Below are 22,301 nucleotides of genomic sequence, written 5' to 3' on the forward strand. Positions count from 1 at the left end.
TGCTCGAAGCGGTCTCGGTGGGATGGGTCATGGCGATGCCTCGCTGCTCGTCAGATGCCGAGGAACGGATCGTCGCGGTCGTCCGCCTGCGGCATCAGGTTGGCGACGGATCTCATGGGCAGGCCGGTCGTCGCGGCGAGCACGAGGGTGGCGGCGAACGCGATCATCCGGGGCGTTCGTGCCCTGGCATCGTGCGGGCGATCTTGGACCGATGCGGTCCGGGGGCGGCCGGAAATCGATATCGCGGTCATGCGGCGATCCCCCGGACGATCGGCCCGCCCCGAACTACGTCGTCGATCCCGGCGAGAACGGCCCGACCCGAATCCAGTCCCGCGAAGGCCCGCGCGAGGGACGCGGCCCGCGCCCGGAAGTGGGGTTGCCCGAGCACCGTATCGATCGCCTCGCGGAGTGCGCGGGCCGTCGGATTATTGGTCGCGAGGTTGAGGCCAGCGCCCGACCAGCCGATGCGCGCGCCGATCTCCGCCTTGTCCTCGGTCAGCCCCGCCGAGACGAGAGGCACCCCGGCCGCGAGCGCCTGCGAGACGCTGCCGTATCCTCCGTTCGTCACGAGGAGGCTGATGTCCGGAAGCATCGCGTCGAACGGAAGGAACGGCGCGACCCGGGCATTGCCGGGCAGAGGCCCGCTCAGGGCTTCGACCGGGCGACCGCCGGTGGTCGCGACCACGAGAAGGTCGTCGCGATCCGCCAGGGCCGCCAAAGTCGGCTCGATCAGTTCGCCGAAATCCGCGTTGGCCAGGGTCCCTTGGGTGACCAGGACGACACGCTTGGTCACGTCGCGGGCACGCCACCAATCCGGAAGCGGCGCATGTGTCGGGGGAACCGGCAGCAGGCCGGTGAAGCGAAGATTGGGCGGCAGCGTCCCGTAATCGTACTCGAACTCCGGCACTGTCGGCTGGAGGAACAGGTCCGGGAGAATGGCGATGGAATGCGGGAGCGATGCCGGTAGGGGCGGCAGGCCGAGGAGCGCCATTTGCGCATCCGCATAGGCGCGCACGGGATCGACGAAGGCGGCATCCATCCCCGCCTTCAGGATCGCGTAATGGGCGCGCTCCGTTTCCGTTCGGGCCGGCGGCAAACCGAGGCCGACCGGTGCGTCGTCGGGCCTGTCGAGGAACAGGAAGCTGACGTTCAGGACGACGATGGGCGGACGCGGCCGGGAGCCGAGCAGCAGGGGCAGCACGCCGAGGAACAGGCTTCCGGCGACGATCACTTCAGGCCGCTCCGCCTCGACGAGCCGGCTCAGGGCCTCGAACTGGACTGGGATCGGGTCGATGAAGCGCCGCGCGAACTCGCGCCGGTAGCGCTCGGGCCCTGCGGGCAGGCCGGTCTCGCGGTATTCCGCGGCATGGCCGTCGTCGATGGGCGCGAAGCGCAGGCCAGCGGACTCGATCTTATCGCGGAACTCCCCTGCGGTGGCCATGACGACGCTGTCCCCGCGTGCGGCGAGAAGCCGGCCGGCGGCGAGGAGCGGAGTAATGTGCCCTGTCAGGGCCGTGGCGGCGATCAGCACCTTCATGGCGACGCGTCCTCGATGCAGCGGTTGCGATGCAAGGCTATCGCTGCGGCGCACCCAAGGGTTACATGCCGAGCCTCCGGGCGCGTGCGCCTGCGCACCGTTCTTCCCAGGGGCGATCATCGCTGGCGCAGGCCGCTGCCCTCCGCCCATGCTTGCAGCCGGCCCTCTGCGATCGCCTCGTGTGTGTGCCGGTAGCCGATCTCGGCGATCGCCTCGAAGCTCGACCAAGCCCGCAGGTCGATGCCGGCGAGGGGCGGCTTGAGCAGGGCGGCGGCGTGGCCCACCGCCATCATCGATTGCGCGTCCCCCGAGACCGTCGCCGCCCGCAACAGCAGGGGCGCGATGCCCGGCATGGCATCGGGGACACCGAGCATCCGCCGGATCATGCGCCCGCGCCAGGACCGCGCCGGCATCTCTCCGAAGGCGCGGTCGCTACCGACATCGATGGCGAGCACCGGCCCCCGCTCCAGGCCGGCCATCACGTCGGCGGGCAGGTTGTTCATCATCCCGCCGTCCACTAGGACACCCTCTTCGGTGCAGACCGGCGGGAGCAGGCCCGGAATCGCGATGCTGGCGCGCAACGCCCCCGGCAGGTCGCCGGAGCGATGGACCATCGCCGAGCCCGTCGTCAGGTTCGAGGAGACGCACAGGAAAGGGAGCCAGAGCTCCTCGATCCGCGCGCCGCCGAACCACGCGGCCAGGCCCGCATCGACCTTCGCCCCGCGGGTCAGCGCGTGATAGGGCAGCGTGTAGTCGTTGAGGGGATTGTGCCCGACGAAGAAGTCGAGGGTCCGCGCGCGGATCCGCTCGATGCTCCACCCCATGGCGAGGCTCGCGGCGACGACGGCCCCCATGCTGGTGCCGCCGACGAAGTCGGGAGCGCAGCCGACCTCGTCCAGGGCCTGCAGCACGCCGAGATGGGCGAGCCCGCGCGCACCGCCGCCGCCGAGGACGAGGCCACGCGCCGTGCCGCTCGCGAGACGCGCGAGCCGGCGGAGATCGTCCGTGTTGCCTGCCCGCACCGGGATGCGGAGAGCCGCGGGCAGCGCGGCGACGTCCGGGTGAAGGGCACGGGGCAGGATTGCGTCTGCCGTCTGCGGGACGGCGAGATCCATGCGGATCCAGTCCGATCGGAGGCTCCCGAGCCAGGCGGCGACGCCGGGGCGCGGCGGCCGGCCGGGCTCGGCCAGCAACAGGACATGGTCCGCGTGGCGCAGGCACAGCCGGCACCACGGGCAACCGACTTCATGGGCGACGAAGATCGTGCGGGCGTGACGGCTTTCATAGTCGTGGAACCATGCCTCGTCGGCCCCATCCGGCCAGCGGGTGAGGCATCCCGTGGTCCCGGTCATGGTGTCGTCAAAGGCGCTGGCCAGGGCCTGCCCGAAGGCGGCCGCATCGAGCCCCTCGGTGACGGCGAGCACGGCGACGCTGCGCGATGCGTGGCGGACCGCCTCGCCCATCTGCGTCGCGCGCATGCGCTCGGCGAGCAGCCGGGCGAAATAGAGCAGCATCCGGGGATGGTGCTCGACCACCTCCTCGAAATCCGCCCGCGTCAGCCGCAGCAGACACGAATCGCGAAGGGCCGTGGCCGTGGCCGACCGAGGGGCCGGCGACAGCAGCGCCATCTCGCCGAAACTTTCGGGTGGACGCAGGCGGGCGATCCGGCGTGGCGAGCCCATGGTGGCATCGGCGGAAATCCCGATGGCACCGGAGACCAGGGTGTAGAGCGCATCCCCGGCCTCGCCCTGCGCGAACAGCGTGCTGCCTCCGGCCACCGAGACCGGGACCATGCGCGCGCGCACCGCGGCAGCGGCCTCGACGTCCAATCCGCCAAGGAACGGAATCTCCGGTCCCGTCATGGCCGTCGCTTGAGCATGGCGGCCGCCCGCGCGTAACCGCCATCGGCACCATCGACGAAATGGACGTGGTCGTCGTGCAGGACCGAGGGGCTGACACAGGTCACGACGGCGGCATCCTGTCGGTGGATGCCGTAGCGCACCAACCCCGCCTCTTGCGCGAGGGCGAGGCGGGTCTCGATCCGATCCGCCGTGGCGACGGGACAGGCCACGGTGAGGCGGAGCCCGTCGTCGTATTTCCGGAAATCGGCATTGGCGGCGAGCCGCCGTCGATAGCGACGCGGCGAGAAGCGTCCGAACGGCAGGCCGAGACTGAACAGCGCGAAGGCGGCACCGCGCGTCAGGAACATCGCCGCCACGCGTAAGACCCTCGAGCCCACCAGCGTCCCTTCCGCCCGCGCATCTGCGGCGAGGCCCGACCAGGGCGGTCGCATCGGTGGTCCCGATTCCGGCAGAGGGCGCCCCATGCCGGGGCTCGCATCGACCTCGGCCAGGATGGCGCCGAGGGTGGCAAGGACGGCTTCTCGATCCGCGCTCTCTCCGGGCACGACGATCAGGGACAGGACCAGCCCATCCCGCGCGGGCACGGCCTCGAACCGGCAGGACAGGCCGGTGAGATCAGGCTTCGCACCGGCCGGAGCCGCCGGGATCGCGTGGAGCCCGCGCTTCATCGCGCCATCCGCGTAGGCGAGGCCGCCGCCCGAGAACATCGCGTAGTCGACATGGGCGGAGGCCGCGTAGCGCGCGACACGGAGGTCCCGGCCAGCCTCGCGCACCGCCGCGACCGGGATCAGCGCGGCCCGCAGATCGAGCCCGAGGGCCTCGCGCACCCACCTCACCGTCTCGGCCAGCACCGCCTCGACCGTGTCGCGATGTTCGGGTGGGACGAGAAGGGTCGCACCGTCACCGCCGAAGACGAACGGCAGGTCGGCGCCAGGAAGGGCGTTCTTCACGGCCGTGATCAGGGCGGCGCCGGCGATGTTGACCGATCGATAGCGTCCATCCTCGATGGCCCGGGTCGACATCACCACGTCGCACAGGGCGATCCACCATGTGTCCGGCACCGGGACGTAACGGGTTTCGTCGAGGACGTCGGAAAATCGTGTGAAACGTGGCACGTCGGCGTAGCGAAAAGGAACTGACACGCTCGCCTCGGCCTGACCCGTCTGCGGACATGTAGGCGAGCCCGGCCCGGCTTCGACGTCCGTTAGGGCGTGGCGCGCAGGCATCGCCGAGCATCCTTTCGCCTTCGACATCTTCCGCGGGGCAAGATTTTTGGCGAGCGACCGCCATTGGGTTTCGTCACGTTACCCGACTCGGTTACGCGGCCACCATGAATCTTTCGGTCGGAGCACCTTGTTCCGCATTACTGAAATTCAAGCGATCGACACAAAAAAGCTGCCCGGACGAGATCCGGACAGCCTCGATAGGCGGTGAAAGGCGAAATTTACTTCGGCATCAGGACGGTATCGACCACGTGGATGACGCCGTTCGACTGCATCACGTCGGCGATCGTGACGGTGGACATGCCGCCCTTGCCATCGACGAGTTCGATCTTGCCGGCCTTCTCCTCGGCGGTGAGGCTGCCGCCCTCGACCGTCTTCAGCATGGCCTTGCCACCGCCGGCCTTGATCGCCTTCTGGAGATCGGTCGCCGTCATGGTGCCGGCCACGACGTGGTAGGTCAGAATCTTGGTGAGCGTCGCCTTGTTCTCGGGCTTCACCAGCGTATCGACCGTGCCGGCCGGCAGCTTGGCGAAGGCGGCGTTCGTGGGCGCGAACACCGTGAACGGACCCTTGCCCGAGAGCGTCTCGACGAGACCGGCGGCCTTGACCGCGGCGACGAGGGTGGTGTGGTCCTTCGAGTTGACCGCGTTCTCGACGATGGTCTTCGACGGGTACATCGGCGCGCCGCCGACCATCACCGTCTTCTCTTCCGCCGCCTGGGCCGCCGTGCCGAATGCGCCGGCGCCGGTGAGTGCCATGGCGACGGTGAGGCTTGCGACCTTGAACATGCGTGTCATGCGTAACTCCGATTGTCGGCCCCGTCATGCGGGGTCGTCGATCGTTACGGCCGGAGGTACGGAGAAGTTTCAGGCAAGCCTTGCTGGGGAGAATGATTTCATCCTGGCCGCCTTGAAGAGGGAAAGTTTCTTGTTCTTCGAAGTGATGTCCCTGCCGTGAGCGAGGCTCGTCACGGCCGAGGAGCGATGAGACACAAAGCGTGACTTGGGGAAGTGGACGGAGGATGGGTCTACGATTTCCCTCGTCATAGAAGGCCTGTAACCACGCCTCGCCTTCGACGAATGACTTGTATCCCGCATCGTCCCGGAGCACGCCATGTCGTCCCGCCTCATTCCTCTTCTCCTCGCGCTGGGACCGGTCCTACTCGTGTCCGGCCCTGCGCTGGCCCGACCAGTGGTGGTTGAACTTTTCACGTCGCAAGGGTGCTCGTCCTGCCCGCCGGCGGAAGCGCTGCTCGGCGAGCTCGCTGGCCGCGACGACCTCTTGGCGCTGGGATTCCACGTCACTTACTGGGACGATCTCGGCTGGAAGGACACCGAGTCCTTTGAGGGCGCGACCGAGCGGCAGGCGACCTATGCGGGGCATCTCGGCGAGGGAAACTTCACGCCGCAGCTCGTGATCGACGGACGCAGGAGCGTGGTGGGTTCGCGCCGCACGGAGGCCACCTCGGCGGTCGCGGCAGCCCGAGCCGAGATGGGCGCCGAAACCAAGATCGCGATCGTGCGCCGGACCGGCCGCATTGCCGTGACGGTTGGGGCCGGTAAGGGTAGCGCCAAGGTGTTCCTCGTCGGCTTCGACCGGTCCCTACGCACCCCCGTGGCGCGGGGCGAGAACAGCGGACGCACCCTCGTGCAGGCCAACGTCGTGCGCTCGCTGCGCACCCTCGGCACCTGGTCGGGCGAGCCACTGGAGTTCAGCGAGGCGCTGCCGGCCGGGCAGGATGCTGCCGTGATCGTCCAGCAATCGGACGGCCGCATCCTCGGGGCCGCACGCCTTGTGCCGGGCGCTTAAGCGATGGCCTTTCGGGACGAGGCGCCAATGCCCGCCGGCTCGCCGCATACGCGCTTGATCGACAGGCTGGCCGGAGGGCTCGTCCCGGTACGGCCTCTGGGCTCACCGCTCCGGCGCGTGCTCGGCTGGCTCCTCGTCGTCGCCTTCCCGGGCGCCGGCCTCGCGGCGGTCGCCGACCTGCGGGGCGCGCTTTCGCGCCACGCCGCAGACCCGGACCTCGTTCTGGCGGCCATCGGATCGATCGCCACCGCCGTCACGGCGGCGGCCGCCGCGATCCTCGCGACACTGCCCGACCGTGATCCGCGCTGGGCCATTCTGCCCGCGCCGAGCCTCGCGCTCTGGATCGGGGCGAGTGTCTCAGGCGCAGAGCACGGAGCGCCGATCTCCCTGTCGGAAGCCTGCGCCTGCGTTGGTTTCATCCTGGGGCTCGGCGTTCCCTTCGCGCTGCTCCTCGCCGCGATCCTGAAAGGCGGCTACGCCCTCCATCCATCCCTGAGCGGCGGCCTCGCGGGTCTCGCGGCGGCCTCCGCCGCGGCGTCGATCCTGGGCCTGTTCCACACCCTCGCCATGGCGCTGAACGACCTCGCCCTGCACGCGCTCGCGGTGGCGCTGCTCTCGGGGGCCGGTGCCGGTTTCGGCCGGCGCCTGCTCCGCGCGAGCGCCTGACGATGGTCCTGCGCGACCCCGTTCGGCGAAGGCTGCTCGCGTGCCTCGCCCTCTTCCTTCTCGGAGCTTTCCCGGTGCGCGCGGCGTCCACCGCGTGGATCGGCGACGATAGGGCGGCGGTGCGGCTCGTGACGGCCACGGACGCCGCGAACCCTGGATCGCCCGTCGAGGCGGCCCTCGAGTTTCGGTTCGGTGACGGCTGGCACGGGGCATGGCGTAGCCCGGGCGATGCCGGCCTCGCCCCGACCTTCGACGGGAGCGGATCGGAGGGGGTCGTGCTCGACTCCATCGCCTGGCCCGCGCCGCGCCGCCTCTCCGTCGGCGACCTCCAGACGTTCGTGTACGAATCTGGGACCGTCCTGCCCCTTCGGTTCGCACGGCGCGGCGACGGGGCCGCGCACCTTCACCTGCGCCTCGTGCACGCGGTCTGCGGCGAGGTCTGCGTGCCCTATCGTGCGACCCTCGACCTCGCGCTACCAGCGGGAACGGATCGGCCCTCGGCGGAGGCGGGATTGATCGATGCCGCGCACGCGCGCATCCCTGGCCCCCCGGAGGCTGCGGGTTTCGCCGTCGTCGGGCAGGCCCGCGAGGGACCGCCGGACGATCGGCGCCTGGTCCTGCGGGTGACCAGCGAAGGCAGCGCCTTCATGGCGCCGGACGTGTTCGTCGAGGGTCCGAAGGGGGCCGTGACCACCCCTCCGGCGGTTGCCCTGTCCGACGGTGGGCACACGGCCCGGCTCACCCTGAATCTGTCGCCGGACGTCGCCGATACCGATCTCCGCGTCACCCTGGTCGATGGCCTGCGCAGCGCCGAATTCACGGTTTCGCCCATGGATGGCATCGGCTGGGGTGGGTGGCTCGCCATCTTGGCGACGGCCCTGATCGGAGGCCTCGTCCTCAATGCGATGCCTTGCGTCCTGCCGGTCCTGTCCCTGAAGGTCTTCGCGTTGACGCGGGCAGCCGGAGCGGATCAGCGAGGCGTCCGGGCCGAACTCATCGCCACGGCGGCGGGCATCGTCGCGTCCTTCCTCGCCATCGCCCTGGTTCTGATCGTCCTGAAGGCCTCGGGCGCCAGTATCGGCTGGGGCATCCAGTTCCAGGCGCCGTGGTTTCTCGCCGGCATGGCCCTGCTCACGGTGCTGTTCGCCGCGAGCCTGTTCGAATGGGTCACCATCGGGCTACCCCGTCCGGTCGCCGCGCTTGGATCGCTGCGCGGGTCCGGCCGCCTGTCGGAGGCCTTTCTCACCGGCGCCTTCGCCACCCTGCTGGCCACGCCCTGCTCGGCCCCGTTCGTCGGAAGTGCGGTGGGCTTCGCGCTGACCCGGGGACATGTCGACATCCTGCTGGTCTTCACGACGCTCGGCCTCGGAATGGCGCTCCCCTTCGCGCTCCTCGCGCTGAAACCGGGTTGGACGCGCCTGCTGCCGCGACCGGGCTTTTGGATGATCCGGCTTCGGAGCGGGTTCGGCCTGCTTCTCCTCGGAACGGCCGCGTGGCTCATGACGGTCTTCGCCGAATTGGCCGGCATTCCTCGGGCGATGGGGTTGGCGGGTATCCTGACCCTTCTCCTCGGCTGGCTCGCCCTGAGCCGACCGCCGCGCGTTCCCGATCGTCGCCGAAGCCTGGTCACGGCGGCCCTCGTCCTCGCGCTCGTCCCCGTCACGGTGTGGCCGTACGGCTTCGGACCCTCCCCGGTGGCTCGGACGGAGGGCGGACCCTGGCGCGCCTTCGCCCCCGAGGCGATCCCGGCCCTGGTGGCGGAGGGCAAGGTCGTCGTCGTGGACGTGACGGCGTCCTGGTGCCTGACCTGCCGGCTCAACGATGTCACCACCCTCGATCGCGCGGAGAACCGTGCGCGCCTGTCGGCGCCCGACACGGTCGCGATGCGGGCGGACTGGACCCAGGCCGACCCGGCCATCCTCGCTTTCCTGCGCCACTTCGGACGTTTCGGGATTCCGCTCGTGGCAGTCTACGGGCCCGGTCTGCCGCGCGGAGAAGCCCTGCCGGAATTGCTGACGCCGGCAACGATGCGGGCTGCCATCGTGCGGGCGGAGCGTGAGAACGCAAACAAGACAACGACGGAATTTTCGCCCTGACCTGTAACCGTCGTCGGCGCCCCGCCGAAACACAGTTCAGTACCGCCAAGATGTTCGGTACATCCCAGAAGGATAACCTCACATGAGCACTCTCTTCCGCGTCGCCGCTGCTCTCGTCCTCGCCACCGCCGTCTCCGGGGCCCCGGCTTATGCCGTCGATTCCATGGCCAAGGATAGCATGGCCAAGGACAGCATGGCGAAAGACTCCATGGCCAAGGACGGCATGAAGAAGGACGGGATGAGCAAGGATTCCATGGCCAAGGACAGCATGGCCAAGGACTCGATGGCGAAGGACAGCATGGCCAAGGACTCCATGAAGAAGTAAGTTCGGCCTCATGCGGACGGTGCGGGTCGGCCTTCCGGGCCGCCCGTTCCTCATGCCGGGTTTCTCGCCGGCTCTCCCCGCAGAGTCCGGAATCCCTGCTCCCATGCCTGTTCAATCAGCGGCATTGTCCGGCGAGGCGTCCCTGTCCGCCGCGATGCAGGCGGCGCAGGTCGGCGATGCCGCCGCTTACCGGGCGCTCCTGCGCGATTGCGTGCCGGTGATTTCCGCGATGGCACGGGCCAAGGGGGTTCAGGGCGCAGCTCTCGACGACGTTGTGCAGGACACCCTGCTTACCCTCCATCAGGCACGGGCGACCTACGATCCGGCCCGCCCGTTCCTGCCGTGGTTGCGCGCCATTACACAGCGGCGGGCGGTCGACGCGTTGCGCCGCAAGGGGCGTCGTCCGAAGGAAGTGCATGAGCCGCTCGCCTATGAGGCGCGTGCCGACGCCGGTCCCATGCCGGGTGACGACCTGGAGCGTCGCGAGCGCGCAGCGATCCTCGCTACGGCCGTCGCGCATCTCCCCGAAGGACAGCGGGAGGCGATCGAGCACATCGCCCTACGCGAATTGTCCCTCGACGAGACATCAACGCTCACAGGGCGGACCAAGGGTGCGCTCAAGGTCAACTTCCATCGCGGTCTGAAGGCCCTCCGCGTCTCTCTCTCATCCCGTAAGGAGGGCACGGATGCCTGATCCGGCCACCCATGACCGATCCACTCAAGTCCCGTCCACCCACGACCTCGTCGAGGATCTGGCTCAATCGCTCACGCCGGTCCGCCGGCTCCCGAGCCCGGGGCGCCGGACCCTCATCTGGTCCGGTGCGGTGCTCACGGTGGGGCTCCTCCTCGTGCCGATGTCCGACCTTTCGGGATTGCGGGCGCGCCTCGCCGTGCCGGACCTGCACTGGGCGGCCGTCGGCGCGATCCTCACGGCTATCGCGGCCGCCCTTGCCGCCTTCCAGAGCAGCGTGCCCGGCCGAAGCGCGGCCTGGTCATGGCTCCCGCTTCCCCCGCTCGTTCTCTGGCTCGGCGCCAGTGGGCTCGGCTGCCTTCGCGGTTGGCTCGCGCCGGCCGCCAACCTCGCCGAGCCGGAGGAGATGCGAGGCTGCTTCGTGTTCCTGATGGGGGTCTCGCTGCCGCTGTCCGTCCTGCTGGTGGTGATGCTGCGGCGGGCCTGTCCGTTACGCCCCAATCTCACGGCGGCCCTCGGGGGACTCGCCGCAGCCGCAGCGGCCGCGGCCTTGCTGGTTCCGCTTCATCCGCACGACGCCACCGCGACGGACCTGTTGGTTCACCTCGTCGCCGTCCTCGTCGTCGTCGGCCTGAACGGTCTCTTCGGCGGGCGCCTTCTCGACAGGACCGCAGGGTCGCGAGGCCGGCACCGCGAGGTCGACCTGTAACCTGCTCGATCCAAAAGGCGAATGACAGTCCAGGGCCTCGGCAAGGAACTCGCCATCATGGAACTCGGCATCATGGACCGCAGACAGATCCTCACGGCCGGCGTCTCGGCGCTCGGCATCCTGACATTCCTTCGCGCCGCCGGAGGGGCCCTGGCCGGAACCTTCGCCGTCGTGAAGAGCGAGGCCGCCTGGCGGGCCCAGCTCGGGTCCGCCGGCTACGTGGTTCTGCGCCAGCACGGTACCGAACGCGCCGGCTCGAGCCCGCTCAATGCCGAGAAGCGCGCCGGTCGTTTCGTTTGCGCCGGTTGCGACCAGCCGCTCTTCGCCTCCAGCGCGAAGTTCGAGAGCGGAACCGGCTGGCCGAGCTTCACCGCCCCCCTCGTGGAGGCCGTGGGCACGACGACGGATTCCAGCCTGGGGATGAGCCGGACGGAGGTGCATTGCCGCCGCTGCGGCGGGCATCTCGGTCACGTCTTCGACGACGGACCGAAGCCCACGGGGCAGCGCTACTGCATGAACGGCATCGCGCTGCGCTTCGAGCCCGCCTGAAACGATCCCGCTTTTCGGGCCCAACGCTCCGCAAGCCAGCAACCCTTCAGGACGGTCCCGATGCATCCCCCTTCGCCGCGGGCCGAGCGCCCGATCCACCCCCTCGTCGTCCGGATCACCCATTGGGTGAACGCACTGGCCATGCTGATCATGATCACCAGCGGATGGCGCATCTACAACGCCTCGCCGATCTTCGGCGACTGGGCTTTTCCGAAAGGCATCACCCTCGGCGGTTGGCTCGGCGGGGCCCTGCAATGGCACTTCGCCGGAATGTGGCTCCTCGTCGCCAACGGCCTCGTCTACCTGACCTATGGTCTCGCCTCGGGCCACCTGCGCCGGCGCCTCACGCCCCTGCGGCCGCGCGAGATCGCGCATGACTTCGTCGCGGCCCTGAAGTTCCGGCTCCCCCACGACCCGGGCGTCTACAACGCCGTGCAGCGACTCCTTTACGTCGCGGTCCTGCTCATCGGGATCGTCATCGTGCTTTCCGGTCTCGCGATCTGGAAGCCGGTCCAGTTCGCGCCACTGACAGCGCTGCTGGGCGGCTACGACACGGCCCGGATCGTCCATTTCCTCGCCATGACCGGCATCGCTGGCTTCGTGGCAGTGCACCTCGCCCTGGTGCTCCTGGTTCCGAAGACCCTTCCGACGATGATCATCGGCCGGGAGAACCATCTCGGCCGCAACCACGTGGTGAAGCCATGAAGCCCCTCGATCGCCTTCTCCGCCGTCCACGTCCGGATATCACGATTCCCAAGACTCACCTTATTCGGGCCGACCGACGCCTGTTCCTCCGCGGCGGCCTCGTCGCGGCGGGAAGCCTCGCACTCGGTGGGTGCGACATCTCGGACAACCCGCAGGTGGAGAGCATCCTCGGTGGGATCTCGCGGCTGAACGATCGCGTTCAGGGCGCCCTATTCGGAAGCACGCGTTTTGCCCCGACCTTCGATGTCGCGGACATCACCCCGGACTTCCCCTTCAACGCCTATTATCCGGCGAGCAAGATCCGGGTGATCGACGGTTCGACCTGGAAGCTCGAACTCGCCGGTCTCGTCTCCGACAAGGCGCCGTGGACGCTCGACAGGCTAAGGACCCTGCCGCAGGAAGCGCAGATCACCCGCCACGTCTGCGTGGAGGGCTGGAGCGCCATCGGGCAATGGTCTGGGGTCCCGTTCCGCACCTTCCTCGAACGGATCGGGGCCGACACGACCGCACGTTACGTCCGCTTCGCCTGCGGCGACGACTACTGGACGAGCATCGACATGCCGAGCGCGCTTCACCCCCAGACGGTCCTGGCGCTCGACTACGCCGGCGCGCCCCTGCCACCGAAATACGGCTTCCCAGTGAAGCTGCGCATCCCGACGAAGCTCGGGTTCAAGAACCCGAAGCACATCATGGCGATTACGGTGACGAACGATTATCCGGGCGGTTACTGGGAAGATCAGGGCTACAACTGGTTTTCCGGGCTGTAGTGAGTCTGAACGTGAATCGCCCGACATCCACCGATCGATGACATGTGGACCGCAGCTAAACGGGTGTTGCCGAGCGGTTTGGCGGCCACCGGCTCTCGGAACGGCATGAGGTTTTGAAATGCTGAAATTCTTTTTCAATGGCTCTCCGAACCCGACGAAGGTCGCGCTGCTGCTGGAGGAACTCGGACTGCCCTACGCGCCCATCCCGATCGACACCCGCAAGGGTGACCAGTTCGCGCCTGATTTCCTGGACCTCAATCCGAACGGCAAGGTGCCGGTCCTCGTCGACGACGCGGACGTGATCTTCGACAGCAATGCCATCCTGCTCTACCTCGCCGAGAAGACCGGACGATTCCTGCCGCCCTCGGGTGGCGACCGAGCTCCGCTCCTGTCCTGGCTGATGTTCGTCGCGACGGGCGTCGGGCCGTTCTCCGGCCAAGCGGTCCATTTCCAGCACTTCGCCCCGGAGCAGGTGCCCTATGCCCAGGCGCGTTACAGCTTCGAGGCACGCCGTCACTACGACGTGCTAAACGCACACCTCGCGCAGCGCCGCTATCTCGTGGGCGACGAGTATACCATCGCAGATATGAGTGCCTGGGGATGGGCCCGCATGATCCCCTTCGTTCTCGGCGAAACGGCCTGGGCGGAGTTGCCCCACCTCAAGCGCCACCACGATGAGATCGCCGCTCGCCCGGCTGCGGTGCGTGCGGTCGGTCTCAAGGACCGCTTCGCCTTCAAGCCAGAAATGGACGACGAGGCCCGCGCCAACATGTTCCGACACCTCAAGTCCTGACGATCGTCATCGCCCTGGAATGCCCCCATAGCCGGTCGTCGCGCCGTCCCTGTCGTCTCGCCGCCGCGAGGGAAACTCCGGAACGTTCAACCAGCGAACGTCCGCTTCCGGGAATGTCGCAAATCCGCCTGTTCGGCAATGTTGGGTCGACACTGGAAAATCGCCTACCTGCAAGTAAATGTCTTCTTCCGTGCAGGCCGCTAATTTCCGCTTATGGCGCAAAGCGGCTCCGCTGAATGGCGTCGTTATGTGGTTCGCGTCCGGCCGGCTTCTGTGACACAGACGCAAGAGACCGGAGGTTCGCTCGGGCTGCGACGCCTTCCAGCGTCCCGCCCATTCTGGTCGGCCAGGAACGCGGCGGAGTCCCACCGCCGACGCAGAAGGAGCGAGAACTCGACTGAGTGGCGCGAAAGCGTGAAGCGCAGTCGGAATGTGCCCTGACGAGACAAGCCACGCCGAACTTGGCGGCTCATCCTTGCCGGAGGTCCCGACCGGTCGCCGGACAAGCCCTACTCGGCCTCTCGCGCGAGGGCAGGCAGGTCCGCACCGGCCTCGATATCGGCCGCCGAAGGCAGACGCCCTAGGCCGAGCAGATGCAGGAAGGCGGTGAAGGCCCTGTTGCGGCCGATACTGCAAGCGGCGGTCACCCTGTCGCCCGTGACGTAGTAGGCGATGAAATCGAGGGCGGCGGGGTCGCCCTGCAGGACGATCCGGTCGAAACCCTTGGCGTAGCCGCCGTAATCGAGCCGCTTGCCTCCTTGATTGCTCCAGAAGAACGGCGCGCCCGCGAACGCGCCACCCCGGCCGAGGATGGCGTGGGCCACGTGCGTGCCGTGCTGCTGCGCGAGGCGCCAATGCTCGATCCGCGCTGTCTCTCCGCTCGCCGTCTCCGGGAAGGCGGCGATGTCGCCCGCGATCCAGACGCCCTCCGCAAGCTTGAGGTCGCCGCCGACCTCGAGGCCACCGCTCTCGTCGGGCGCGACGCCCGCGATCAGGCCGGTCTCCGGCTTGGCGCCTGCGCCGACGAGGACGATGTCGGTCGGAAGGCGCCGCCCGTCCTCCGTCTCGACGGCCTCGACGCGGCCGGTGCCAGCGATCCGGGCGACGGAGCCGGTCTCGAAGGTGACACCGTTGCCGGCATGGTACTGCTTCAGCGCCGCGCCCACCGCCTCGCCGAAGCGCTTGGCGAAGGGAACGTCTTCGCGCGCCAGCACTGTGACGGACAGCCCGCGCTTGGTGAGGAACGCGGCGGCCTCCAGGCCAATGAAGCCGGCGCCCACCACGACGACCGACTTACCTTCGCCCGCCGCCTCGCTCAAGCGAACCGCGTCGTCGAGGCTGCGCAGGGTGAAGACCCCGCCGAGGTCCGTGACGGGGACATCCTGGCCAGGGAACTCCGGCACCACCGCCCGGCTTCCGGTGGCGACGATGATGGCGTCGGCTGTCAAGGTCCGTCCGTCCTTCAGTGTGATCTCGCGCCGGACGGGTTCGACCCTGACGACCTCCCCGTTGATCCGCTCGACCATGTTGACCTGTGCAAAGTCGGGCTCGATCAGCACTTTCTCCGGCGGGGTCGGCTTGGCCAGGAACTGCTTGGACAGCTTGGTTCGGTCGTAGGGCGGGTGCGAATCGCGGCCGACCATGGTGATGGGGCCGCCATAACCTTCGCGGCGCAGGGTCTTGATGCAGGCGACGGCTGCCGCCCCCGAACCGACGACGAGCACGCTCCCCACGGTCGCGCCCGCCGTCTTCGTCGGCGCCGGCTCCGGCGTGAGGGTCGCGACGGCGTCCGACCCCTCGATGCGGACGGGATAGCGCGTTAGGGCGTCGAGGGCCGGCGGCTCCTCCAGGCTCCCGTCGGCCAGCGAGAAGGCGGCCTTGTGCCAGGGGCAGTAGAGGCGTGCGCCGCAGATCTCACCCTTGGCGAGCGGCGCCCCGAGATGCGGGCACTTGGCCTGGAACGCTCGCACGCCGGCGGTGTCGCGCACGAACAGCACCGTCTCGTCCCCAGCCGACCCCTCCTTCATTCCCCCCATTGGGATCGCCTCGAGGGCAACGCGGATCTCGGTTCCGGGCATAGCTGACGTCGCTCCTGGTGAGCGTCATCGCGCCCGGGCTATCAAGTCGCCGAACCCGTTCCGGTTGCGCCGCCTCCGGACCTGCGTCGGGCTGACGCCATGGCACAGGCCGTGGATCTGAAGTCGCCCCCGTCTCACCGGATAACAAGACGGGGGCGCGAGCTGCTGCGCCCGTTATTGGTTAAGCCGCCATGGGCCCGTGACGCCGGTGGCCCTTCACGTCGTAGCGGTCGAGCATCATCACCTTGTCCCAGACGCGCACGAAATCCGCCACGAACCGGCTCTGGCCATCGCTGCCCGCATAGGCATCGGCGATGTTACGCAGCTGCGCGTTCGACCCGAAGATGAGGTCGTTGCGCGTGGCCTCGAACTTCGCCTGTCCGGTTTCACGGTCCTTGAGGGCGAAGGACGTTCCGTCCGCATCGATCTTCTCCCAGACCAGATTCGTGTCTGTCAGGGTGCGGAAGAAGTCCGTCGTCAGCACGCCCACCCGGTCGGTGAAGATGCCCCGGTTCGAGCCGTCGTGATTGGCGGCGAGCGCCCGCAGGCCGCCGGTCAGCACCACCCATTCCGGTGCGGTCAGCGTCAGCAGGTTGGCCTTGTCGAGGAACAGTTCCTCCGGCGACAGGCTCCGCGTCATTGCCCCGAACCCGTCATCGACGTAGTTGCGGAAGCCGTCGACGACGGGTTTCAGCCACTGGAACATCTCGATGTCGGTCAGCTCCTGTGTGGTGTCGACCCGGCCGGGCGTGAACGGCACCTGCGTCTCGACCCCGGCATCCCTGGCGGCCTTCTCCACGGCGGTACAGCCGGCGAGCACGATAAGGTCGGCCAGCGAGACCTGCTTGCCGTCGGTCCGGCCATGGTTGAACTCCGCCATGACCCGACGGAGCGCGTCGACCACGGGCGCGGCCCGGCGGTTGACGGCCCAGTCCTTCTGCGGGGCAAGGGCGAGCCGGCCACCGTTGGCGCCGCCGCGCTTGTCGCTGTCGCGATAGGTCGAGGCCGCCGAGAAGGCGGTGAAGGCCAGATCCGAGACCGACAGGCCAGTGGCCAGGATCGCCTGTTTGAGGGTGGCGACCTCGGCCTCACCCACCGGGGCATAGGCGGCATCGGGGATCGGATCCTGCCAGAGCAGACCGTCCTCGATCGTCACCTCCGGGCCGAGGTAGCGGTGCTTGGGCCCCATGTCGCGGTGGGTTAGTTTGTACCACGCCTTGGAGAAGGCCTGCGTGAAGGCGTCGAAGTCGTTGAGGAACTTCTCGCAGACCTTGCGGTACTCCGGGTCGACCTTCAGGGCGATGTCGGATGTCATCATCATGAGGGGATGCGACTGCCCCGCGACATGTGCGTCGGGCGTCCGCGGCGCGCTCGGGTCTTTCGGCGTCCATTGCAGGGCGCCGGCCGGACTCTTGGTCTGCTCCCAGTCGAACTTGAAGAGGTTCTCCAGGTAGGCGTTGTCCCATTGGGTCGGGTCGGGGGTCCAACTGCCCTCGATGCCGTTGGTCATCGTGTCCTTGCCGGCGCCGGTGCCGTTCGGGTTGTGCCAGCCGAGCCCCATCGCCTCCATTGGCGCCATCTCCGGCGGCGGTCCGATCTCCTTGGCGGGGGTCATGCCGTGGCTCTTGCCGAAGGCGTGGCCGCCGGCGATGAGCGCCACGGTCTCCTCGTCGTTCATGGCCATGCGGGTGAACGTCACGCGGATGTCGTTGGCCGAGCCCTGCGGGTCGCCGTTCGCGTAAGGCCCCTCGGGGTTCACGTAGATCAGCGCCTGGTGGGAGGCGGCGAGGGGGTTCTCCAGGTCGTAATCGGCGTCGCCATTCTTGCCGCGCCAGCGCTTGTCCCGGTTGACCATGTCGTCGAAGCTCGACACCGAGCCCATCTCGACAACCTCCGGACCCCAGTAGGTGGCGTTGTCCGCCTCCCAGGCGTCGAGGCGCCCGCCGGCGAAACCGTAGGTCGGCAGGCCCATGATCTCCAGGGCGCAATTGCCGGTGAGCACCATCAGGTCGGCCCAGGAGAGGGCGTTGCCGTATTTGTGCTTGATCGGCTGCAGGAGGCGGCGCGACTTGTCGGTGTTGCCGTTGTCCCACCAGCTCGAGATCGGCGCGAAACGCTGCATCCCGGTGCCGGCGCCGCCCCGCCCGTCCGCGATGCGGTAGGTGCCGGCCGAGTGCCAGGCCATGCGGATCATCTGCGGGCCGTAATTGCCGTAATCGGATGGCCACCACGCCACCGACGAGGTGAGGAACTGCTTGATGTCGCTCTTGAGCGCGTCGAGGTCGATGGTCTCGAACGCTTTGGCGTAGTCGAAATCCGGTCCGAGCGGATCGGCCGCGAGGCCGTTCTGGTGCAGCAGCTCGACCCTCAAGCGGTGCGGGTACCAGTTCTCGAGGGCCGGGCGGCTTCCGAGGGCTCCGCCGATGCGGTCGCCTCCGAACGGGCATTGGCCCGCCATCGGGTACGAGTCGGTATTCGTCTTGTCGATCGTCATCTCGTTCATCTACATCCCCTTTGGCGCAGGATCGACGTTACCGGACTGTTCGGGCCGCCGGCATGCGGTTAACGGCAGCGCCAAGTGTGGCGCCCGACGCGAGACGGACGCGCTTCAACGATCCTGCATCGCGAGCGACATCAGCCGCGGGCCTCGAAAATCAAGGTTCCGCACCACTCACGCGGACTTAAAAGTCCCTCGACGCGCCTAGGGAGAAACCGCCTCACATTTGCGCGAGCCTATCGCGCCCAACTTGAATGTTTCCCTACGTTTTAACCCATCCCCCTCGTCGGCGACATGCGTGGCGGCGATCGGGAAGCCGCGCTGGCCGCTCGATGGAGGAAGGCCCCCGCCACGGTTGAAACGACACGCTCACGCAGACCGACGGAAACAGGTGAAGGCCTTGCTGGCTGCATCCAGGTCGAGAGCCTGGGCCGCTCGACGTACGAGATCGTCCAGGAGCGCGGCCTTGCCACTGACGCGAACACCGACGGCGACATGGTCGGGCGATAGGAATTCGTCGATCGTCATTCGGTGAGGCTCGGTCACGGACGGTCGGAATCCGGCAGGGCGTTCATGGGTTCGTCGTCGTCCGGAGCCCGTAACCGGTAGCCCACGCCGGTCTCGGTGAGCAGGATGCTCGGACGCTCGGGGTCCGCCTCCAGCTTGAGGCGAAGCTGGCGCATGTAGACCCTCAGGTATTGCGGGTCCGACGAGGTCGAGACCGCGCTCATGAGCTGGGCGTGGGTCAGGGCCTTGCCGGCATGCTGGATCAGGACGCGCAGGAAGTCGTACTCGCGCGGGGTCAGCTTGACGTCCGCGCCGCGCACCCGAACGAGGCGGCGCACCAGGTCGACGCTGAGGCCGTCGACCTCGAACAGGGCGCGCTCGCCCTGGACCGCGAGCTGGTGGCGCAAGGCCGCGCGGATGCGCGCCAGGAGCTCGCCCATGCCGAAGGGCTTGGTGACGTAGTCGTCGGCACCGAGGTCGAGGGCCTCGACCTTGCCGGCCTCGTCGTCGCGGCTCGACAGGACGACGACCGGGAGATCGCGAAAATCCTTGCGGATGACACGGAGCAGATCGTGCCCGCGCATGTCCGGCAGGCCGAGGTCGAGGATGATCAAATTGACCGTCTCGCGGGACAGGACATCGAGGGCTGTCCGTCCGTTGGGTGCCTCGAAGGTCTGGTAGCCCTGGGTGGCCAGGCCCATGCGCAGGAGCTTGCGGATCGGCGGCTCGTCGTCGATGACGAGGATGTTCATGCTCATGCCGCCAGATCCGAGTGAACGTGTCCCGCCGGGGGGACGGGCAGGAGGATGGTGAAGACCGCGCCCAGGCGGTCGCGGCGGTTGGCCGCCGTCAGCGTACCACCCATGGCCTCGACGAACCCGCGGGCGATGGCGAGGCCGAGCCCCGTCCCGGCCCGGACGCTGTCGGACTTGCGGACCCGGTAGAACTTGTCGAACACCCGCTCCACATCGGCCTCGGGCAGCCCATCGCCCTCATCGAGAATCTGCAGACGGACCTGATCCCGGTCCGAGATGCCCCTGACGGTGACGATGGAGCCTTCGGGGGCGTATTTGGCGGCGTTGTCGAGGAGGTTGACCAGCACCTGCTCGAACAGGACCGGGTCGAGGCGCAGGGCCGGCAGCGTGGTCGGTAGGTCGAGGCGTACCTGGTGGCCGGCGAGGATGGAGCCCAAGCGGCGAAGGGCGGTATCGACGCTCTCGCCGACGTCCTGCGGGGTGAGGCTCGCAGCCACCGCCCCGGCCTCCAGGCGGGTCATGTCGAGAAGGTTGACGATGAAGCGGTTCAGCCTCTCGGACTCCTCGATGATGGTGGCGAGGAGGTCGACCTTTGCGTCGTGCGGCAGCGCCTCGTCGAGGTCGCGCAGCGTCGTGGCCGCCCCGAGAACCGAGGACAACGGCGTGCGAAGGTCGTGCGAGATCGACGTGAGCAGGGCCTGGCGCAAGCGGTCGGTCTCGGCGGCGCGCTCGGCCCGGTCGAGATCCTCCACAAGACGCACGCGCTCGATGGCGAGTGCCGCCATGTCGGCCAGGGCGTCGAACAGGCGCCGGCTTTCGGGCGAGAGGATCGGCCCGGTACCGTCGGTGTCGAGGCCGATCACCCCGACGATGCCACGGCCCGTGCGCATCGGCAGGAACAGGCGCTTGGCCCCCGGCAGGGTGTCGGCCCCCCGCCCGGCCGGGCGCTCGTTGTCGAAGGCCCAAGTCGCGGCCCCGAGATCGGCCGCGTCGAGCGTGTCCTCCGGGGGGAAGCCGGCGCGGACCGAGACCGTCCCCTGCTCCGGCAGCAGGACGACCACCCGGACCTTCAGCATAGCGGCGACCTGGGCCGAGGTCGCCCAGAGGACGTCGTCGAGGGTGCCGCAACCGGCGAGCTTGCGACTGAAGCCGTAGAGCCGCTCCGTGGCCCTGGCGCGGCCATGCGAGACCATGGCCTCCCGGCGCGAGCGCGAAGCGAGGTTGGAGACCACCACCGCCACCACCGTGAACAGGAGGAAGGCCGCGATGTTGGTCGGATCCGCGATGGTGAGGGTGTAGACCGGGGGCAGGAAGAAGAAATTGTAGGAGAGCGACGCCGCCAGGACTGCGACGAGGGACGGCCCGAGGCCGGATCGCACCGCGACGGCCACGATGGCGGTCAGGAGGATGAGGTCGGCGTTCTCCACGCCGAGGTAAGGCTCGACGAGGAGGGCGAGCCCGAGAGCCGTTCCCGTGGCTAGGACGCCGACGATGTAAGCCAGGATCTCGAACGGCGGCTTGGCCGGTGCCGTGGCGACCGTCTTCGGCGGGACGGGTTCATCCTTCGTGGCCTCGCCGGTGATGACGTGGATGCTGATGTTGCCCGAGCGGCGGACGATGTCGTGCACCACAGAGCCGTTGAGGAGCTCGAACACCGGGGACCGGTCGGCCTTGCCGAGGATGATGTGGTTGACGTTGGTGGAGCGGGCATAGGCGAGGATGTCGTCGGCCACGCGTCGGCCGCCCGGCAGGGTCACGGCATCGCCGCCGAGGCGGTCGGCGAGGCGCAGGGTGTCGGCGATGCGGTCGCGCGCGGCTTCGTCGAGGGAAAGGCTGCGGGGGCCTTCGACCGTGATGGCGGTCCAGGGCGCGTGCAGCCGGTCGGCGAGGCGCTTGGCATGGCGCACGAGGCCGGCGGAGCGCGGATCCTCGCTGATGCAGACGAGGACCCGCTCGCCCGCACTCCATGGGCCCGCGATGGCGTTGGCCAGCATGTGGTTGAGGAGTTCGTCGTCGACCCGGTCGGCGGTCCTTCGCAAGGCGAGTTCCCGGAGCGCCGTGAGGTTGCCGCGCGAAAAGTAGTGCTTGAGGGCGCGCTCGGCGTTGCCCTTCACGTAGACCTTGCCGTCCCGGAGGCGCTGGATCAGGTCGTCGGGGTTGAGGTCGACCACCTCGATGTCGTCGGCCCGGTCGAGGATACCGTCGGGCACGGTCTCGCGCACCCGGATGCGGGTGATCTGCGCGACGACGTCGTTGAGGCTCTCGACGTGCTGAATGTTGAGGGTGGTGTAGACGTCGATGCCGGCGTCGAGCAGTTCCTCGACGTCCTGGTAGCGCTTCGGATGGCGCGAGCCCGGCGCGTTGGTGTGGGCGAGCTCGTCCACGAGGGCGAGCGCCGGCTGGCGCGCCAGGATCGCATCGAGGTCCATCTCGTCGAGCGCCGCGCCGTGATACGCAACCGGACGGCGGGCCACGACTTCGAAGCCCTCCACCAGGGCCTCGGTCTCGGCTCGCCCATGGGTCTCGACCACGCCGACGATGACGTCCGTGCCGGCCTTGAGTCGGGCGCGGCCGACGGTGAGCATCTCGTAGGTCTTGCCGACCCCCGGGGCCGCACCGAGGAAGATCTTGAGGCGGCCGCGATGGCGCTCTTCCCTACGGGCGGCCTCCAGCAGCGCGTCGGGCGAGGGACGGTCCGGGTCGCGGTGGGGCGTCGACATCGGGTGGCCTTG

At 68.6% G+C, this 22,301-nt stretch carries 19 protein-coding genes; 10 read left to right on the forward strand and 9 right to left on the reverse strand.

The window, feature by feature from the left end; all coding sequences use genetic code 11:
* Positions 1 to 247 precede the first annotated feature (247 nt).
* From ASF34_RS07140 to ASF34_RS07155, 4 genes are all read right to left on the reverse strand, one after another.
* Entirely contained in the window at positions 248 to 1,537 is a 1,290-nt protein-coding gene (locus ASF34_RS07140; protein WP_056160134.1) for a nucleotide disphospho-sugar-binding domain-containing protein, read from the reverse strand.
* A 116-nt stretch (positions 1,538 to 1,653) separates the two neighbouring features.
* Positions 1,654 to 3,399, reverse strand: coding sequence for a patatin-like phospholipase family protein (locus ASF34_RS07145; RefSeq protein ID WP_056160137.1), 1,746 nt, complete (start codon positions 3,397 to 3,399; stop codon positions 1,654 to 1,656).
* The gene (locus ASF34_RS07150) at positions 3,396 to 4,541 is read right to left on the reverse strand and encodes a DUF3095 domain-containing protein (protein ID WP_056160140.1); all 1,146 of its coding nucleotides are present in this window, start codon (positions 4,539 to 4,541) and stop codon (positions 3,396 to 3,398) included. Before ASF34_RS07150 ends, ASF34_RS07145 begins: the two co-directional genes overlap by 4 nt.
* Before the next feature lie 302 nt (positions 4,542 to 4,843).
* Complete coding sequence (locus ASF34_RS07155) at positions 4,844 to 5,410, reverse strand: fasciclin domain-containing protein (RefSeq protein WP_056160143.1); 567 nt, start codon at positions 5,408 to 5,410, stop codon at positions 4,844 to 4,846.
* A gap of 325 nt (positions 5,411 to 5,735) precedes the next feature.
* On the opposite strand from ASF34_RS07155, the gene ASF34_RS07160 reads away from it, so the two are divergent.
* From ASF34_RS07160 to ASF34_RS07205, 10 genes are all read left to right on the forward strand, one after another.
* Positions 5,736 to 6,431 carry a DUF1223 domain-containing protein gene (locus tag ASF34_RS07160; RefSeq protein ID WP_056160146.1) on the forward strand — a complete coding sequence of 232 codons (696 nt, stop codon included), beginning with the start codon at positions 5,736 to 5,738 and terminating at the stop codon, positions 6,429 to 6,431.
* Positions 6,432 to 6,458: 27 nt separating this feature from the next.
* Positions 6,459 to 7,097 carry an NrsF family protein gene (locus tag ASF34_RS07165; RefSeq protein WP_056160149.1) on the forward strand — a complete coding sequence of 213 codons (639 nt, stop codon included), beginning with the start codon at positions 6,459 to 6,461 and terminating at the stop codon, positions 7,095 to 7,097.
* Between the two features lie 74 nt (positions 7,098 to 7,171).
* Positions 7,172 to 9,193 carry a protein-disulfide reductase DsbD family protein gene (locus tag ASF34_RS07170; RefSeq protein WP_162240029.1) on the forward strand — a complete coding sequence of 674 codons (2,022 nt, stop codon included), beginning with the start codon at positions 7,172 to 7,174 and terminating at the stop codon, positions 9,191 to 9,193.
* An 82-nt stretch (positions 9,194 to 9,275) separates the two neighbouring features.
* A complete protein-coding gene (locus ASF34_RS07175) occupies positions 9,276 to 9,518 on the forward strand; it encodes a pentapeptide MXKDX repeat protein (RefSeq protein ID WP_056160154.1) in 243 nt (80 codons plus the stop codon).
* A gap of 103 nt (positions 9,519 to 9,621) precedes the next feature.
* On the forward strand, positions 9,622 to 10,212 hold the full coding sequence (locus ASF34_RS07180; RefSeq protein ID WP_056142526.1) for a sigma-70 family RNA polymerase sigma factor: 591 nt from the start codon (positions 9,622 to 9,624) through the stop codon (positions 10,210 to 10,212).
* Positions 10,205 to 10,918, forward strand: a complete 714-nt coding sequence (locus tag ASF34_RS07185; RefSeq protein WP_056160157.1) for an NrsF family protein — start codon at positions 10,205 to 10,207, stop codon at positions 10,916 to 10,918. Before ASF34_RS07180 ends, ASF34_RS07185 begins: the two co-directional genes overlap by 8 nt.
* A gap of 72 nt (positions 10,919 to 10,990) precedes the next feature.
* Positions 10,991 to 11,467 (forward strand): peptide-methionine (R)-S-oxide reductase MsrB, encoded by a 477-nt coding sequence (msrB, locus tag ASF34_RS07190; RefSeq protein ID WP_026175938.1) that lies wholly within the window; start codon positions 10,991 to 10,993, stop codon positions 11,465 to 11,467.
* A gap of 60 nt (positions 11,468 to 11,527) precedes the next feature.
* The gene (locus ASF34_RS07195) at positions 11,528 to 12,172 is read left to right on the forward strand and encodes a cytochrome b/b6 domain-containing protein (protein ID WP_056160159.1); all 645 of its coding nucleotides are present in this window, start codon (positions 11,528 to 11,530) and stop codon (positions 12,170 to 12,172) included.
* Complete coding sequence (locus ASF34_RS07200; RefSeq protein WP_056160162.1) at positions 12,169 to 12,939, forward strand: molybdopterin-dependent oxidoreductase; 771 nt, start codon at positions 12,169 to 12,171, stop codon at positions 12,937 to 12,939. Before ASF34_RS07195 ends, ASF34_RS07200 begins: the two co-directional genes overlap by 4 nt.
* 118 nt (positions 12,940 to 13,057) lie before the next feature.
* Positions 13,058 to 13,732 (forward strand): glutathione S-transferase family protein, encoded by a 675-nt coding sequence (locus ASF34_RS07205; RefSeq protein ID WP_056160164.1) that lies wholly within the window; start codon positions 13,058 to 13,060, stop codon positions 13,730 to 13,732.
* 509 nt (positions 13,733 to 14,241) lie between these two features.
* Here ASF34_RS07205 and ASF34_RS07210 read toward each other — a convergent pair.
* The 5 genes from ASF34_RS07210 to ASF34_RS07225 all read right to left on the reverse strand — a co-directional run bounded on the left by ASF34_RS07210 (position 14,242) and on the right by ASF34_RS07225 (position 22,289).
* Complete coding sequence (locus ASF34_RS07210; protein WP_056160167.1) at positions 14,242 to 15,810, reverse strand: FAD-dependent oxidoreductase; 1,569 nt, start codon at positions 15,808 to 15,810, stop codon at positions 14,242 to 14,244.
* Between the two features lie 181 nt (positions 15,811 to 15,991).
* A complete protein-coding gene (gene katG / locus ASF34_RS07215) occupies positions 15,992 to 18,313 on the reverse strand; it encodes a catalase/peroxidase HPI (RefSeq protein WP_018043833.1) in 2,322 nt (773 codons plus the stop codon).
* 363 nt (positions 18,314 to 18,676) lie between these two features.
* A complete protein-coding gene (locus ASF34_RS22705) occupies positions 18,677 to 18,835 on the reverse strand; it encodes a hypothetical protein (protein ID WP_018043832.1) in 159 nt (52 codons plus the stop codon).
* A gap of 14 nt (positions 18,836 to 18,849) precedes the next feature.
* The gene (locus tag ASF34_RS07220) at positions 18,850 to 19,572 is read right to left on the reverse strand and encodes a response regulator (RefSeq protein WP_018043831.1); all 723 of its coding nucleotides are present in this window, start codon (positions 19,570 to 19,572) and stop codon (positions 18,850 to 18,852) included.
* A complete protein-coding gene (locus ASF34_RS07225; protein ID WP_056160170.1) occupies positions 19,569 to 22,289 on the reverse strand; it encodes a sensor histidine kinase in 2,721 nt (906 codons plus the stop codon). Before ASF34_RS07225 ends, ASF34_RS07220 begins: the two co-directional genes overlap by 4 nt.
* Positions 22,290 to 22,301: the final 12 nt, after the last annotated feature.

The organism is Methylobacterium sp. Leaf106 (assembly GCF_001422895.1).
GTDB classification, from domain to species: Bacteria; Pseudomonadota; Alphaproteobacteria; order Rhizobiales; family Beijerinckiaceae; genus Methylobacterium; species Methylobacterium bullatum.

Excerpts from the sequence above, each read along its gene's own strand:
- ASF34_RS07205 (WP_056160164.1), top strand. The coding sequence starts at position 13,058 with ATGCTGAAATTCTTTTTCAATGGCTCTCCGAACCCGACGAAGGTCGCG.
- ASF34_RS07145 (WP_056160137.1), bottom strand. The coding sequence starts at position 3,399 with ATGACGGGACCGGAGATTCCGTTCCTTGGCGGATTGGACGTCGAGGCC.
- ASF34_RS07225 (WP_056160170.1), bottom strand. The coding sequence starts at position 22,289 with ATGTCGACGCCCCACCGCGACCCGGACCGTCCCTCGCCCGACGCGCTG.
- ASF34_RS07210 (WP_056160167.1), bottom strand. The coding sequence starts at position 15,810 with ATGCCCGGAACCGAGATCCGCGTTGCCCTCGAGGCGATCCCAATGGGG.
- ASF34_RS07220 (WP_018043831.1), bottom strand. The coding sequence starts at position 19,572 with ATGAGCATGAACATCCTCGTCATCGACGACGAGCCGCCGATCCGCAAG.
- ASF34_RS07160 (WP_056160146.1), top strand. The coding sequence starts at position 5,736 with ATGTCGTCCCGCCTCATTCCTCTTCTCCTCGCGCTGGGACCGGTCCTA.
- ASF34_RS07185 (WP_056160157.1), top strand. The coding sequence starts at position 10,205 with ATGCCTGATCCGGCCACCCATGACCGATCCACTCAAGTCCCGTCCACC.
- ASF34_RS07195 (WP_056160159.1), top strand. The coding sequence starts at position 11,528 with ATGCATCCCCCTTCGCCGCGGGCCGAGCGCCCGATCCACCCCCTCGTC.
- msrB (WP_026175938.1), top strand. The coding sequence starts at position 10,991 with ATGGACCGCAGACAGATCCTCACGGCCGGCGTCTCGGCGCTCGGCATC.
- ASF34_RS07140 (WP_056160134.1), bottom strand. The coding sequence starts at position 1,537 with ATGAAGGTGCTGATCGCCGCCACGGCCCTGACAGGGCACATTACTCCG.
- ASF34_RS07175 (WP_056160154.1), top strand. The coding sequence starts at position 9,276 with ATGAGCACTCTCTTCCGCGTCGCCGCTGCTCTCGTCCTCGCCACCGCC.
- ASF34_RS07155 (WP_056160143.1), bottom strand. The coding sequence starts at position 5,410 with ATGTTCAAGGTCGCAAGCCTCACCGTCGCCATGGCACTCACCGGCGCC.
- ASF34_RS07180 (WP_056142526.1), top strand. The coding sequence starts at position 9,622 with ATGCCTGTTCAATCAGCGGCATTGTCCGGCGAGGCGTCCCTGTCCGCC.
- ASF34_RS07200 (WP_056160162.1), top strand. The coding sequence starts at position 12,169 with ATGAAGCCCCTCGATCGCCTTCTCCGCCGTCCACGTCCGGATATCACG.
- ASF34_RS07165 (WP_056160149.1), top strand. The coding sequence starts at position 6,459 with ATGCCCGCCGGCTCGCCGCATACGCGCTTGATCGACAGGCTGGCCGGA.
- katG (WP_018043833.1), bottom strand. The coding sequence starts at position 18,313 with ATGAACGAGATGACGATCGACAAGACGAATACCGACTCGTACCCGATG.
- ASF34_RS22705 (WP_018043832.1), bottom strand. The coding sequence starts at position 18,835 with ATGACGATCGACGAATTCCTATCGCCCGACCATGTCGCCGTCGGTGTT.